Genomic DNA, 15,108 nt, shown 5'->3' on the forward strand with positions numbered 1-15,108 from the left:
CTACTTAGCCAAGAGAGATCACTATGAACACAGCAACGAATGTCTTTAGTCCTATTACCGTAGGTGGACTAGAGCTTAAAAATCGCATTTGGATGGCACCTTTGACGCGAGTGCGGGCTGGAGCCGACCATGTGCCAGGAGAGTTAATGGCGCAGTATTATGCCCAGCGTGCCAGCGCAGGCTTGATTATTGCCGAAGCTACCATGGTAATGCCAGATACCTCTGCTTTTATGCAGGAGCCTGGTATCTACAGTGCTGAGCAAATTGCTGGCTGGCGAAAAGTAACGGATGCTGTGCATCAGGCAGGTGGTCAAATTGTATTGCAGTTGTGGCATGGTGGGCGTGCCAGTCATCCAGACTTAAATGGTGGTAAAACAGCTGTTGCCGCCAGTGCCATTGCTATCGATGGTGAAGTGCATACACCTAACGGCAAACAACCGTATACGGTACCGAGAGCGCTGGCTGATGATGAGATTCCAGCCATTATTGAAGGTTTTCGCCAAGCGGCCGAGAATGCCAAAGAAGCCGGGTTTGATGGTGTAGAAGTACACGGTGCCAATGGTTATTTATTGGACAACTTTTTACGTGATGGCAGCAATCACCGCACTGGCCCCTATGGCGGCTCCATTGAAAATCGGGCCCGTTTATTGATCGAAGTGCTAGAAGCCGTCAGCAGCGTTTGGGGTAGTCAGCGTGTTGGGGTTAGAACCTCGCCATTAAACAGCTTTAACAGCATGAAAGACAGTGATCCGGTGGGCATGACACGCTACTTGGCGCAGCAGTTTAATCAGCTGAACCTGGCTTTTTGGCATTTAATGCGTGCTGACTTTACCGGTGAGCAGCAAGCCGATGTCATTACTGCAGCGCGTGATGTGTACCAAGGCAATCTGGTCACTAACATGGGCTACAGCCGTGACGAAGCCAGTCAGGGCATTGCTGATAATCAATTTGATGCGGTGGCCTTTGGTGTTCCTTTTATTTCTAACCCCGATCTGGTTGAACGTTTTCGTAGTGATGCACCGTTAAATGAAGCCGATCCCAACACATTTTATGTACCAGGTGAAAAGGGTTATATCGATTACCCAACCCTGGCCTAGCAGGGTAGGTCGTACAAATAGTTGTGCTGAAGCCGTCATGCCAGTCAGTGAATACTGACTGGCATTGTTAGGTCTTTGCATTCGTCTCTTGTGCTGCTTGCTGGTACAGTAAAAAGCTGGTTTTTGCCGCTGCAGGTTTCCCTATATACGGCAGTTTATCGCACTCGCCAGAATTGACTTCTATGGCTTGAATGCCTTCCGTTAACGCGAGCCTGGTCGCAGGCCGGTTCTCAATGTTTGCCTGCTTTTTGCCAATGCTCGCATTGCTGACAATCAGCTTAGCGTTAGCCTTCTGCAGCCGGCGGTCGATCACACCTAGACCAAACGCGGTAAATAAAGGCTGGTATACTGCACCGGCCCTAGGGCCTGTTACACTCTTCGGCTCTTTGCTGCTGTAAGTCAGCTTTTTGAGGCATGAGGAGAATGGTTTAACGGGTTAAATAAGCAACGAATAACGCGACTCAGGGAAAACGGACTCAGCCTTTCGGGGTTTTCAGCTTATAACAGCGTGATCGAAATAGTGGTAACAGCCCCTAAGCCTTTACTGAGTAGCAAGAATTGACAGGATAGCGCAGATAACGTGACAACTTATGCGACTCTAGGACGTGTTTGCTGAGGTGATATGAAGCATTTGACCTTTTCTTCCCATTACGCACGGGCTGCTCTGTATGGACTGCAGCTGAACTGCAGCGACTGGCGCCAGCAATTGGCCGAGCGGGGCATAGACTATAATCTGATCAATGAGCCTTTGGCCCGCATTCCGGCCGACCAATTTGTTCGCTTGTTTCGTTTGGTATGGCGGCGGCTTGATGACGAATTTATGGGGCGTACACAAAGGCCTTGTCGGGTCGGGCATTTTCATTTAATGGGTTCTTTAGTCGTGCATGGGGCCAATTTGCATGAAGTGCTAAAGCAAAGTATTCGCTGCTACGATCTTTTTTCTGACGATATTCAAATTCGCCTTTATGAGCACGATGAGCATGTTGAGCTGAGCTTGCATCACTGCCGGCCGGAGTTAGATCCCAATCGGTTTTTAGTTGAATGGCTGTTATTGGTATGGCATCGCTTTTGTGGTTGGCTGGTTGATCACAAAATCGTGCTGACCAAGGCGACTTTTCAGCACGTGTTACCAGGCCACTTTGACGAATACCCTTATGTTTTCCCCTGTCGCTGCTTTTTTGAAGAATCTCGAAATAGTCTGTTTTTTAGTAAAAACTACCTGGCGTTGCCGGTGGTGCGGTCGGAGCAAGAGCTGGATGCCTTTATGCGCAGCTCACCGCGCCATTTAATGATCTGGACGGCTGAGGACGACAGCATCAGTACTCGGGTAAGGCGCTTGCTGGAGGCCGGTGATGGCCAAGGCTTGCCAACACTAGAGCAAGTGGCCGAGCAGCTACATATGACTTCGTATACTCTCAGTCGCAGACTTAAAGCCGAGGGCAGTGCCTATCAGAAAATTAAAGATAATCTGCGCCGAGATCAGGCTGTGATTATGCTCACTCGACAACACCTTAGTATTGCTGATATATCGACCGCGCTAGGGTTCGCCGAGCCGGGGGCTTTTTCTCGAGCATTTAAAGGCTGGACGGGCGTCAGCCCGCTGGCTTATCGCAAACATGAAGGCTGAGCATTTAGGTTGACCCAAACATTCTGACTGTTGCAGTAACTCCCCAGGAACAGCTGGCTGCCCCTGAGGAGTTTTCTGTTGAGTGGTGTTACAGCAACTCGATGGCGATTGCAGTGGCTTCACCACCACCGATACATAATGCCGCTACGCCCTTGCTTAATCCGCGCTGCTTGAGTGCGTTGATCAAGGTAACCACAATGCGAGAGCCCGATGAGCCAATCGGGTGACCCAACGCACAGGCACCGCCGTGCACGTTGACCCTATCACTATCTAATTGCAGTTCCTGCATAGCTAATAAGGTGACGACAGCGAAGGCTTCGTTGATTTCGAATAAATCGACGTCATCTTTGCTCCAGCCGGCCCGAGCCAATACTTTGCTGATTGCGCCGATGGGCGCCAGAGTAAATTCTGCCGGTAATTGCGCATGGGTGGCGTGGGCAACGATGCGTGCCATGGGTGTTAAGCCATGCTTTAACGCATCACCATGACTGGCCAGTATCAATGCCGATGCGCCGTCGCTGATGGAGCTAGCATTGGCTGCAGTAATACTGCCGTCTTTTTTAAAGGCAGGCTTTAATGTTGGAATTTTATCTGGCATGGCATTGCCAGGTTGCTCGTCAACGCTGACGTCAATATTACCTTTGCGTCCAGGCACAGTGACAGCGGCGATTTCATCTTTAAACCAGCCTTGTTCTATGGCCGTTTGCGCACGGCTCAATGAGCGCAGGGCAAATTCATCCATGGCTTCGCGGCTGATGTTGTAGTCGTCGGCACTGCGCTGGGCAAAGCTGCCCATCAAGCCGCCTTCATAGGCATCTTCTAGGCCATCTAAAAACATGGAATCTTTAACTTCAGCATGGCCCATGCGCAAACCGGCACGTGCCTTGGGCAGTAAGTAGGGCGCCTGACTCATGTTCTCCATACCGCCTGCCACCATAATTCCGTTAGTGCCGGCTTTAATTTGATCATGGGCTAAAATCACCGCCTGCATACCAGAGCCGCACATTTTATTCACCGTAGTGCAGCCGCTGCTGTCGCTAATGCCGGCCGCGCGTGAAGCCTGACGCGCTGGCGCTTGGCCTAGTCCTGCCGGCAGCACGCAGCCCATAATGACTTCATCAATATCGGCCGGTTTAAGGCCAGATTGCTGAATAGCCGCTTTGATGGCGGTGCTACCCAGCTGCGGGCTGCTGACACTGCTAAGAGAGCCCAGCAGCCCACCCATCGGGGTGCGTGCGGCTCCGACGATAACAACATCATTAATATTCATGGCTTGCCTCCTGCTTTTCCAAATATTGAACGGGCAATGACTTCTTTCATAACCTCGGATGCGCCGCCGTAAATGCGCTGTACGCGGGCATCAACAAAGGCGCGAGAAATGGGATATTCGCTGGTGTAACCATAACCACCAAACAGTTGTAAGCAGCCATCGGCGATGCGAAATTGCATTTCCGTAGCGCTGTATTTGGCCATAGAGGCGGTGGCGCTATCGAGTTGCTGTTGGTTGTATTGGCTGATGCATTGGTCAATAAAAGCTTGGTGAATGCGAACGTCGGTTTCCATTTCAGCTAGGCGAAAACGAGTATTCTGTAAATCAGCCAATCGCTGACCAAATAATTTGCGCTCTTTGGCATAATCAACGGTTTGCTCAATACAGCCACGTGCAGCTGCGCAACCCAAGGCACCAATCACCAAGCGCTCTCGTGCCAGCTCCTGCATTAAATAAACAAAGCCCATGCCTTCTTCACCGAGCAGGGCTGAAGCTGGCACTTCGACATCATCAAAAAACAGCTCTGAGGTATCGCCGCTGTGCTGGCCAATTTTTTCCAGATTGCGACCACGGCTAAAGCCTGGCAACGAGGTGTCGAGTAAAAATAAGCTCACGCCTTTGGCGCCGGCGTCCGGGTCGGTTTTGGCGGCAACAATCACCATGTCGGCGTGCTGGCCGTTGGTAATAAAGGTTTTAGAGCCATTTAAAATATAGACATCACCTTTTTTCTGAGCACTGCTGCGCAGTGCTTGTAAATCACTACCGGCACCAGGCTCCGTCATAGCGATGGCACCAACGGCGTTGCCCGACACCATTTTCGGTAACCAATATTGTTTTTGCTCTTCATTGGCCAAATGGGTGAGGTAGGGCGCGACAATATCGGAATGCACCATCACATTGGTGGCCAATGCACCAAAGCCTAAACGTGCCATCTCCGCACCGACCACTACCGAGTAGTCGAACGGTACGCCGAAACCACCGTATTCCTCCGGCACATCCACACACAGAAGCCCAGCCTCGCCCAGCAAACGCCATAGCTGTCTCGGCACTATGCCGTCTTGTTCCCATTGCTCATAGTGAGGTGCCACTTCGGTCTGCAATAACTTGATGACGTTATCGCGAAATAACACCTGCTCCTGGGGCTCTTGGTTCCAGTTGCTCATATTGCCTCCTTATTTGGGCGCCATGCGCAGTGCGCTGTCCAAGCGAATTACCTCGCCATTGAGTACCGGGTTTTCCACCATTTGCCGCACCATTAGGGCAAATTCTTTCGGTTCTCCAAGGCGTTTGGGAAATGGCAGAGTGGCAGCCAGGTTGTCTTGCACTTCTTGCGGCATCCCGGCCATCATTGGTGTCATAAATATACCCGGCGCTATGGTGTTTACCCGAATGCCCTGGCGCGCCAACTCTCGCGCCGCCTGCAGTGTCATACCCACCACGCCACCTTTGGATGCGCTGTAGGCGGCCTGACCAATTTGGCCCTCGTAGGCAGCAATCGAAGCCGTCATAATTATTATGCCGCGCTCACCATCGGCATTGGCTTGCCGTGTTGCCATGTCCGCAGCTGCGACACGCAGCACGTTGAAGCTGCCGATCAGGTTGACATTAATGACCTGGCTAAAGGCTTCCAGCGGCATCGGTTTGCCATCACGATCGATGATCTTTTGGGCGGGGGCAATGCCGGCGCAATTGACGGCAATGCCACAGGCACCATGGACTTCGCGCGCCGCAGCAAAGGCAGCGTCAACACTGTCAGCAGAAGAAATATCACAGTGCAGATAAAGGCCGTTCACCTCTTCAGCGACGATTCGGCCACGGGCCTCATTTAAATCCAGGATAGCGACTTTGCAGCCTTGGGCGGCCAGTGCTCGCACAGACGCTTCGCCTAAGCCGGAGGCGCCACCAGTCACGACGGCAGGAACATTACTAAATTCCATAAGTGTTCTCTTATTGTTGCTTGTTAGCAACCAGTGTCTATCTCCCGCCTCACAACAACCATGACAGTTTGAGGCAGGAAAATTGGCAAAAACCAGCAGGCGTTGTTGAGATGGCAATGAGCAATGAGCAATGAGCAATGAGCAGTGAGCAGTGAGCAATGAGCAATGAGCAATGAGCAATGAGCAGTGAGCAGTGAGTTGTGGAGTTGGTTAAGAGGGTGGGGAGAGTAGGGGCATGGAAAGCTGCCGATTTGGCCCTGCAGCCGGTAGTCTTCAACCTGATAGTGACTCAGAGAAGGGTTAGAGGCTGCACTTTACACTGATAGTGAAGCTGTCTCGATGATAACTTCTGTTATCGGCAATACGGCTGTAATCTCTGTGTGCTGATAGCGCATTACCGGCTATGTACTGGAGTCTGACGCCGACTGGCAAGTCTATATTCAACCTTGTTCTTGCTCTTCGTTAGCAGATGAACTCATCTTGTGCTCTGCGACGTCACCAATATGGTCGATGTAGCGTCTAATGGTTGTGGTCTGACTCAATACCTCGAAATCATCGATATTCCATTGCCTGGTTCGGGCACAGGTATATAAGTCGCATGGAAATTAGTTTATTAATAAAAATATCATTTTATTGATTTGGGAAGAAGCATACCGCGAACAAATAACCAAGTTTCGATACGGATGATTGGGAGTAGGGCGTATAAGCCGATGTTGGAAATCGCATAAGCTTGCGTACTAATTTTCTGTTTTCTGCCAGATCTACGTATATGGATATGGGGGTTTAACGAGTCTTTCAGGTTGGTTATTGATAATGTCCATTTTGGTCTTTAATTCTGGCTTATTTCCGGTCCTATCTATGCCCCCAATAGCTTTTTTTAAATACAGCGCAGGGCCGTAACTCTCTATGATTCACGACTAGTTACAGAAACTAACACAGTGAGCTAGTGGTTATGAGCAAGACGTCATCGGGCATCTTAGGATGTCACCGAACCAAGTTATTTTACGCGCTATTGGCTATAGGGCAGGCATCATTACCAGCCCAGGCTGCAGGCTTAGATAGCCAAAGCGTTTATTCTTTTGCGCAACAGCGAAGTGAGCAGCAGCGTAATCTTCGTCTGGACCCAGTGACAACCAATGATATTGTGGCGGAGAAAGACTACCTGACGTATTTTGGCCGCTACTCACGTCTCAGTGAAATGAGAGGGGTACTGCGCCAGAAGTTGCTGCAAGAGTTTGAGGAATATAGCTTTGAAGAGAAGCAGGATATTCTTAATCAACTGCGTAACTCTGGTGGTATTAACTTTGCGGCAGAGCTGCAAGATAGGGATGGAGAGCACAACTATTATACCTATGGGGTAAGCATTGACCTCGAAGCCAGTGAGGCGGATATAGAAAACGGAACTGACACGCTGGATAATTATATTGTCAACAGTGTGGATGCGTTTCATGACAGGTTCAGGGAATATGTCGAGTTTACCGAGGGCGAGGGCAATGCCTATATCGATTATCTGAAACTGACAGCCAAGGTCCCGCTGGTTTATTCGCGAGGTGCCTTGGTCAGCGATGTAGCAGAGGCTATCGGTGTCGATCCAGTTCAGCCAGCGAGTGAGCTGGGCCAGCAGCAGCAAACTGAAGTGCTGAATAAAATTCTCGACGAAGCTAGTGAATTTGGTGGAGATGTCACCCAATCACCCACCTTTGTTGAGGCAGCTTATAAATTGGCTGAAAAAAGCCTATTTTTTAGTGACCTAAGTGAGTCAGGAAAAGAAGAGTTGGCTGCTCAGGCGGGTGAAAGAATCAATTACTGGATTTATCAGCAAAGGATTTCCAGGATTACTAATGCACAGAATAAGCTGAAAGATAATCCGATAACACCGGATGTTTTATTTTTGCAGGAGCTGGCCGATGCTATGGGTGTATCTCACCGATCTCTGTCAGCTTTAGCGTCTGTGCCAGAGGGGAATGATAGCTGGGAAGGCAAGAGTGCCTTTCAGCATTTTTCCAGTGAAGGAGCGCTTTATCAGTTCTTAGATGCTTTGGTGCCTGATTACGAAAGTTGGGAGGGTAGCGGTACTTTTGCAGCCTCAGGTGGGTTTCGAGCGAATAGCAAACGCAAAGGATTCTCCAAAGCACAGATCATTAATAAGCTTTATTCCGGCCTTGAAGTCATCGATGAGGAGAGAAAATCTGAGTTTTTGATGAGCCTTAATCTTGCCTTTGATAGCTACTATGGTCAGCCATATAATCGTACTCATCAAGGTGATAGGCATTCTTTAAACTATGATAGTTTGCCAGAATTCATGAGAGATCTTCCTGGTTATTTTGTCAAGAAGAGAGCGCAACTGGCCAGTGAGGCTCGTAAGCACTATGAGTTTCTAGAAGCGAAAAAGATCAGCATTATTATTGGCACTGAAGATCACTTTGAGAACATGTATCAGGCTTGGAAGCAAGCCAATTATGATGCAGACCCTCATGCGATCCCCAGTCTTAATCAGCTCGACTTGGGTTGGTTTGTTGAAGGTGCGATCGAATCCAGAGGGCAGAAATTTTATGAGCAAATCATTGCTGCTTCGGATAAAGATGACTTTAAAGCGCTATCGACGAATTTGGAAAGAACGTTAACGGACGTTGCTACACTGGTTGAGTTCGTGCCATTTGTGGGCAGTCTTATTGCCGCGCCGATTCATGCTCAACTTGGCAATTGGACGTCATTTGGTACCAGTATGGCCTCTGGCTTAGCAGACGTCGTGTCACTGGGTGCTAGCCGCCTGGCGACCGGGGTGGGCAACGCGGCAAAAAATGCTGCGTTAAAAGCAGGAAAAACATCCTATGAGGCAGCAGAAGCCAGCGCAAAGGCAACGAGGGCTTTTCTTAAATCCGCTAAGGTACGAGCCGTCGATGCGTCATCGATAGCGCTAGGAGCGGGAGCCGAATCCGTTGAATTTGGCCTCGGTGTTGAAGCGCTGATCAATGCCAGAACCCCTGAAGAGCGACGCCTGGCTATTATGGGGCTGGTGACCACCTCCATTATGGCTGCGCCTACGCCTTTGATTTACAGTGCGCGAAAACTGAGTAGCTTAAAAGGTGATACGCCTCGGGCATCTACACCTGACGTAGATGGTACTCCTTCTCAGCCAGCAGTGGATGGGCCCAGTCATTCAAAAGACTCTGGGCGTCAGGATGATGGCATCAACCCGGTAGATGACCAGACACCTCCATCATCCGCTATCGATATCGCTGACTCAGTCAAAACCACGGGTGATTATCCTGTGGTGATCGGCAATAGATTCCCTGCTCAATCAGGACGTTTGGCTAACACCTTTGGCGACGATTTACCTCAGTTACTCACAGAGGGTGCTCATTCGGGGTTGCTAAAAAATAGCGCAGGTGAGCTGTTTGTTGCCCCTGATGGTCCGGGAGGGAAATACCATCAGGTCATACCTACAGAGGAGGCGAATATCTACTCTCTGAAGTCTGGCTCAGAGCTGCAACTCAGACGCAAAGACGATGGCAGAAGTTTCCAGTTGGAACGTAAAACACGCTTGTTGGTAAAAGGTGGTGCCGGAGCATTTGCGACGGGACGGTTGACTATCAACCATGTTTTCTTGGGAGATCGGTCTCTGTCTGCCGCGGATAAATTTAATATTTACTCTTGGAGAGCGCTTGGAGCCGAAGTGAATATTTATACCCACCGATTTAAGAAAGGCGAACATCACACCTTTGAAAGCCTGGGGATTTCAGAGGGAGATGCTAACATTATTGAACTGGATGATATTCTTGGATCAGATAAACGCATCGCCAGTGAAGATGCTACTAGTCCACAAGCTAAGCTTGATTACACTCGTGAAACGCTTCGGACATGGTTGAATAAAATACCAGATGATGGCAAACCGAGCGTAGATCATATTTTTAACATGGTGGATATGACTAAGTCCTATTTAGGTGGTACCAGAAGGGGCTTGACGGTTGACTTGAAAGTTGGCCCCAGTGGGCACCTTAAAGACTACTTGAATGCGTTTGATAATAGACTGGTGAGCTACTCTCGTGGTGGTAATACGGCCAGCGGGCTTCCTGAAAATCAGGTGATAGGGACAATGGCCGCATCAAATGATCTTCGTGCTCGCTATGCAGAAAACTTTAATAGCAAGGTTAAAAGGGATGGTCTTGCTGATGTTGATCCCAATGAAAAGTACTATGACAAGCTAACCAGCTATCATGGTAACTCTTACAATCAATCTAATAAGGATGCCAATAGGAGGCGTATTCCTGCGGAAAACCAATGGATAGATACGGCCGAAATGACGCCTGAAAATACACCTAAAGGTGAAGACGGTCGCTACGAAGTGAGTGAACCAAGCAGCAAGGGGCATGGTCCTTTCCGTGTGTTCAAGCACCCGGCTGATCAGTCGAACAAAGCAGGCTCAATTAAGACTAAACCTGAGGATATTCATCGCTTAGCTCAAGATACTTTGGAAAATGAAATCAGTAAGGTCGAAGGAGCGAACGACATTTTCCTGAAAAAGGCTGAGCAGATGTTAAGCGAGTTAAACCCGGCAGGTTAGGTTTAGATCGCGGTGTAATCCTTCTGCTGAGTGAGCGCGAATGTAGCCGGTCGTCAACATTAAGCAGCAGCTTGGCAATGCACAGTCTTTGGCTGCATTGTCAACGCTGCTGTGACGGCCTGCTCATCGCGTCTTTCCAACCGGCTAAGCATTTATTTAGTCAAATGACTATGACGAGTGAGCAACGTAGAAAACTAATCAATCTTGCATATTATAACTTCGATGGCTACTGACCAAACGTAGCGGACTTTATCGGCGATAGGTAAGTAGTGCCGATATCTGTCTCAAGGCTGTCAGCCTGCCATTTGCATTGGGTAAAAATCAATGTGAGGGGCAGCTGTACACAAGGCCCTAGATGATTTATATCGCCAGTGCGTTAACCTTTGCTGCATGTCGTTGTTGCCAGAAATCTGAATCTCTCCAGCGCTGTTCCTTAGCATAGACTTGGTCACGAGTACGGCGATAAATCTGGTATTGCTGTTTAACCTTGGCGCTGTAGTCCGTTGTTTCTGCACAGGCCTTCGCTAACCAATCTTGAACTTTTTTTGCAGCTAACAGCCCATGGTTAAGACCTTTGTAAATACCCTGAGCACTGATGGGGTCAAAGCTGAGTGCGGCATCGCCAATGGCCATCCAATTCGTTCCCTCTAGGGTATTGAGAAGGCCAGGCTCTAAAGCGTAGTGATGAAAGCTAAGCTGCTGTAATGGCAACTGAGCGATGCAAGGGCCGATTAATAAGGTGGAGTTTAATGCTTGCTCAAAGCCCTGATATTGATCGGTTTTAATGGCCGCGAGTAAAGCGTGCTCCGATACAACCATGCTGACGAGTTTATTGTGCGGAAGTCTGGCCTGGTAGCACCAGCCAAATGGCGTCGCTTCTAGCTGCACTTGCTTAGACAGTTTTTGGTGTTGGCTATGGCTAACTTCAGCAAATCGAACGGTCGCATACAATTGATCGTTGAGGGTCTTATGAATATTAAGTGCTTTAGCAAAACGCGCTTTACTGCCAGTAGCGTCAATAACAAAGCCAGCTTGAATACCTTGGTTTGTGTGTGTTTTCTGCTGTTTTAAAATTAGAGTGTAATTACTTTCAGGGGTGGGTTGCTGGTTAAACGGCTGATTATCGCCCTCCTGGCAGCCAATAAAACTCGTCGACCAGCACAGTTGGGCACCACAGCGTTCGGCCTGGGCGGCTAACATGGCGTCAAAAGCTGGGCGATTTAAGCGCCAGGAAGGCCCTAATGGATTGACGATAAAATCATTGTAGCCAGGTGTGGCTCTTCCCCAAATGGATGCAAAGCCTGGGCAGGGCTCGTGGCCGCTTTGATAAAACGCTTCCAAAACCCCCAATTGCTTGAGTAATAATAGTGTTTCAGGAGGACAGTTTTCCCCCACGCGTAGCTGGCCAGGACTTTGCCTATCGACCACCAACACAGACGCGTCTGTGTTGGTGGTGATAGCAATGGCCGCAGCCAAACCGGCTGGGCCTGCACCCAGAACGACAACGTCGTAATAAGGTTTTAACGTCTCCATATTAATGTGGGCGACCGCGTTTCTTTTTGCTTGGGTTAGCGTTAAATGGCCAGGCTGCAACCGGGTCTGTGGCATCGCCAACTTGGGTTAGCTGGCTTTGTACTTCAAGGTAAAGCTCTGGCGAGTAGCTTTGGGTTTCACTATCAACATTGCTGCCTTGCACAATAATGCCGATCTTGTCCCAATCCTGTACCGACTGCAGTGGATCTTGGAAAGTGGCGGCCGAGGCTGGGTTAACGGCATAGGTGCCTTTGCCTCGAATGGACCATTTTTGCTGGGGTAATACGTTGTTAAAGACTTCTTCAGCTACATACACCGCATCGGGCCTTTGCGAAGGCCAGGACCAATATAAAGTACTTTCAGCACCATTGCTTTCATTGACGCCGTCGGTGTTGATGGCCGTGGCGTGAATCGAGCATGAGTTGTAATCCGTTTGCCAGGGAATGGCCATAAACTTAGAAATGTCGCCTGGCTCTAGTCCGTCGGTCATATTGTGCAGTGGGATCCAGCCGCTCGACAGGTAGGGGGTGTCGCGTTTGAGACCATCATAATCCAGCGGTTTGTGCTTAATTCGAAACGGTCCACTGCCGGTGGTTTTCCAGTCTTGCTGATAAATGTCCTTTTCCATAATGGTGTAACTGACTTCAATGCCAGGAACATAACGTCCGCCCAGGCAATTAGCCAGTGAAGCCATATCCAATAACTCACCGCCACCGAGTGCCGATGGACTGTCTTTATCGAATTGATGTTTACTCCACTGCTCCAGCATAAAATACTGGGTTTTGGTCACGGTCAAAAAAGAGGTTCCGGCAGCTCCTAATGACAGTGGCATTAGCGGGGCGCCGATGTTGGTTTCATCCGCATTTGGATTTCGAATGAAATTGAGCGCTGCCATAATGGTCTCATCGGGGTTGTCGTGTTCCGATATGGCTTCAACCGCATCGTGGGCATGCAAGGCTAAAGGAGGCAGGTTGGCTGTCCAGCGCTGCAGATTACAGGCAATAAATATTGGCTGAATATCGCTGAAGAAGTTCGGTTTATAGCTGGATTTATAGCCATAGTCGTCCGTGCTAGGGGATATGCCATAAAGCTCAGGCTGCAGCTGTAGGTCGCGGACAAACATATTATAAACATCGTCCCATACCGAAACGACGTTGCGAATCTGTGGTGCGTAGGCTGGGTCGCCACAAACCACCCAGGCGCCAAACGCTTCTTCACAGCTGCCATCGTCGAATTTCAGTGTGACCTTGACCGGGCCGTCGGCGGCGGAGTCAAACCAACCGACATTATTCAGATCGCCAGTCATTTGAATCGGTACACCGTATTCATCATACTGACCAACGGCATTGCCAGGGCTGGCCAGTACTAGCAGTCGACCTTGATCATCGGTCAGTATGCCGCCCAGAGTGTTGAGTGGTCCACAGGGTTCAAACAGCTCATCATTGCTGTCTTCTGGAAAGCGAATGGGGTAGTCGGCCAGGGTGACAATCTCGCCACCTTCTTTGACGCATTTGGCGATTGAGCCACGATTAAACTCTGCCGTCTCTTTTTTCTTAGCACTGATGGCCCTTGGGCCAGCATCTATCATTAATCGGTTTAATCGATAACTGGAATCAATGGTACCGTGCACTTCCGGGTTGCGCATTTGCGGAACTTCGTTGTTTGCATAGGCATCGATGCCCTTATTGTTGACCACGTTGTAAGCAGCGGCTTTTTTGTTGGCCAGGTGGCAAGACCAAATAAGATCGGTCACGGTTCTGCCATCGGCCAGGCGGGTGCCAATCACGATTTCAGACCCTGATCCATTAGGGTAGCTGTCAGGCCCATCCAGGTCGTAGGCATAAATGCGAAAGCGTGCTGCTTGTTTTTTTAGGTTACCTTCATCGTCACGCAAATCATTGCTGGTTACAGGGGTATTATCAGTCCCTTTTTTAATCGGTAAACCACCCGTGACATCGCTGCCGGGCTGCGGTAAACCTGCGCTGGTTTCCGGCGAAAGAATATAATCATCACTGGTGCCAAAGCGGGCAAAGTTAACGCTTGGGTGTACTCTGAATACGGTTTTATTACTCATGGCAGAAACATCCTTATTGCTGATTAGCTTCGCTGAATTGAGGTGTTACCCCATGTTCCCAGCAGTTTTTTATCGCACCGCCGACGCTGGCCATGGCCGGGAAGAAGTTAGCTGGGTTGTCACCCTTAAATAGCCCTTCCATCGATTGGGTGAGCTGGCCAAATTGCTTAATCAGTATGCGCTGTAACTGCTTGTCTTCTTCGGTGTAATCGCTCACTGGCTTGACAGAGTAGGTCTCCGGCAACTTACTGCCATCGCTGCCGCCTGCGTCTTTGATTTGATTAAATTTCACAAAATGATCGCTGTTCGGCTCAATGTCATCGGCAGTGTTTTGGAAAACCTTGGGCACAGTGGGATCTTTTTTACATTGGCCTTCACCTTGATCGGTGATCAGATCAATCAACAGTGACACTTGATCAAAGCCTGGTGCTCCAGAGTTGGTGACGGTCATGTTGGGCATGTTGCGATAAAAGGCAGAAAAGAAATCTACCTGGCGTACACCACCCTTGATTTGGGTTTTTAGTAATTTTGCACCAAAGCGCAGTGCGTCATAAAACTCGCCGATAGTGCCATATTCATTAATGGCTGTTTGCAGAGCGATCTCTTTTTTAGAAACGCCAAACTCTGGCAGTTCCACCAGACACATACCATTAATGTGCAATAAATCCAGCGGTCCTATTTCTGCCGTGTAGGGCATATAGGGTTCAGTATCGGCGCTGGGATCTAACGCAAAATCGAGATGCGGTATTTTCGTACCACTGTATACCGGTGGTGTGATCTTGGGTGATAGACCATAGGCGTTGGCCATATTGGCAGCACATTGTAGGTGCAGCATTTCTTGATTGATGATAGTGCGAATCAGCTGGTAGGCATCTGACTCACGGTCTTTGATCGAATACATGGCTGACATATAAAAGGGAATGGTCCACAACTCCAGATCGACTGCCGCTTGCAGGTGATCGTGCAGGTGCTCCATCGCCCATTCGGAATGGTTAAGTTTCATCAG

Annotated in this window: 10 protein-coding genes; 3 read left to right on the plus strand and 7 right to left on the minus strand. The window is 49.4% G+C overall.

The genetic code is table 11. The features are described 5' to 3' along the window. Nucleotides 1-23: 23 nt before the first annotated feature. On the plus strand, nt 24-1,097 hold the full coding sequence (locus AC55FS_RS07585; RefSeq protein ID WP_496935469.1) for an alkene reductase: 1,074 nt from the start codon (nt 24-26) through the stop codon (nt 1,095-1,097). 67 nt (nt 1,098-1,164) lie between these two features. Here AC55FS_RS07585 and AC55FS_RS07590 read toward each other — a convergent pair whose 3' ends face one another. After that, nucleotides 1,165-1,410: a hypothetical protein gene (locus tag AC55FS_RS07590; protein WP_496935470.1), complete on the minus strand. Its 246-nt coding sequence runs from the start codon at nt 1,408-1,410 to the stop codon at nt 1,165-1,167. 309 nt (nt 1,411-1,719) lie between these two features. Here AC55FS_RS07590 and AC55FS_RS07595 point away from each other — a divergent pair, with 309 nt between their 5' ends. Continuing rightward, nucleotides 1,720-2,724, plus strand: a complete 1,005-nt coding sequence (locus AC55FS_RS07595; protein WP_496935471.1) for an AraC family transcriptional regulator — start codon at nt 1,720-1,722, stop codon at nt 2,722-2,724. Nucleotides 2,725-2,812: 88 nt separating this feature from the next. Here the strand turns inward: AC55FS_RS07595 and AC55FS_RS07600 are convergent, their stop codons facing one another. Genes AC55FS_RS07600 through AC55FS_RS07610 form a run of 3 tightly spaced genes read right to left on the minus strand, consistent with a single transcriptional unit; the run spans nt 2,813 to nt 5,931 of the window. Next, nucleotides 2,813-3,994 (minus strand): thiolase family protein, encoded by a 1,182-nt coding sequence (locus tag AC55FS_RS07600; RefSeq protein WP_496935472.1) that lies wholly within the window; start codon nt 3,992-3,994, stop codon nt 2,813-2,815. Then, entirely contained in the window at nt 3,991-5,157 is a 1,167-nt protein-coding gene (locus AC55FS_RS07605) for an acyl-CoA dehydrogenase family protein (RefSeq protein ID WP_496935473.1), read from the minus strand. The genes AC55FS_RS07600 and AC55FS_RS07605 overlap by 4 nt, the downstream gene beginning before the upstream one ends. Before the next feature lie 9 nt (nt 5,158-5,166). Further along, entirely contained in the window at nt 5,167-5,931 is a 765-nt protein-coding gene (locus AC55FS_RS07610; RefSeq protein ID WP_496935474.1) for an SDR family NAD(P)-dependent oxidoreductase, read from the minus strand. A gap of 952 nt (nt 5,932-6,883) precedes the next feature. On the opposite strand from AC55FS_RS07610, the gene AC55FS_RS07615 reads away from it, so the two are divergent. Further along, complete coding sequence (locus AC55FS_RS07615) at nt 6,884-10,495, plus strand: hypothetical protein (protein WP_496935475.1); 3,612 nt, start codon at nt 6,884-6,886, stop codon at nt 10,493-10,495. Between the two features lie 360 nt (nt 10,496-10,855). On the opposite strand, the gene AC55FS_RS07620 is transcribed toward AC55FS_RS07615, so the two are convergent. Genes AC55FS_RS07620 through AC55FS_RS07630 form a run of 3 tightly spaced genes read right to left on the minus strand, consistent with a single transcriptional unit; the run spans nt 10,856 to nt 15,105 of the window. After that, on the minus strand, nt 10,856-12,028 hold the full coding sequence (locus AC55FS_RS07620; protein WP_496935476.1) for a tryptophan 7-halogenase: 1,173 nt from the start codon (nt 12,026-12,028) through the stop codon (nt 10,856-10,858). Between the two features lies 1 nt (nt 12,029). After that, nucleotides 12,030-14,102: a LodA/GoxA family CTQ-dependent oxidase gene (locus AC55FS_RS07625; protein ID WP_496935477.1), complete on the minus strand. Its 2,073-nt coding sequence runs from the start codon at nt 14,100-14,102 to the stop codon at nt 12,030-12,032. Nucleotides 14,103-14,115: 13 nt separating this feature from the next. Beyond that, a complete protein-coding gene (locus tag AC55FS_RS07630) occupies nt 14,116-15,105 on the minus strand; it encodes a ferritin-like domain-containing protein (protein ID WP_496935478.1) in 990 nt (329 codons plus the stop codon). Between the last annotated feature and the right edge of the window lie 3 nt (nt 15,106-15,108).

This window comes from Bacterioplanes sp. CLAM21, from assembly GCF_059641015.1.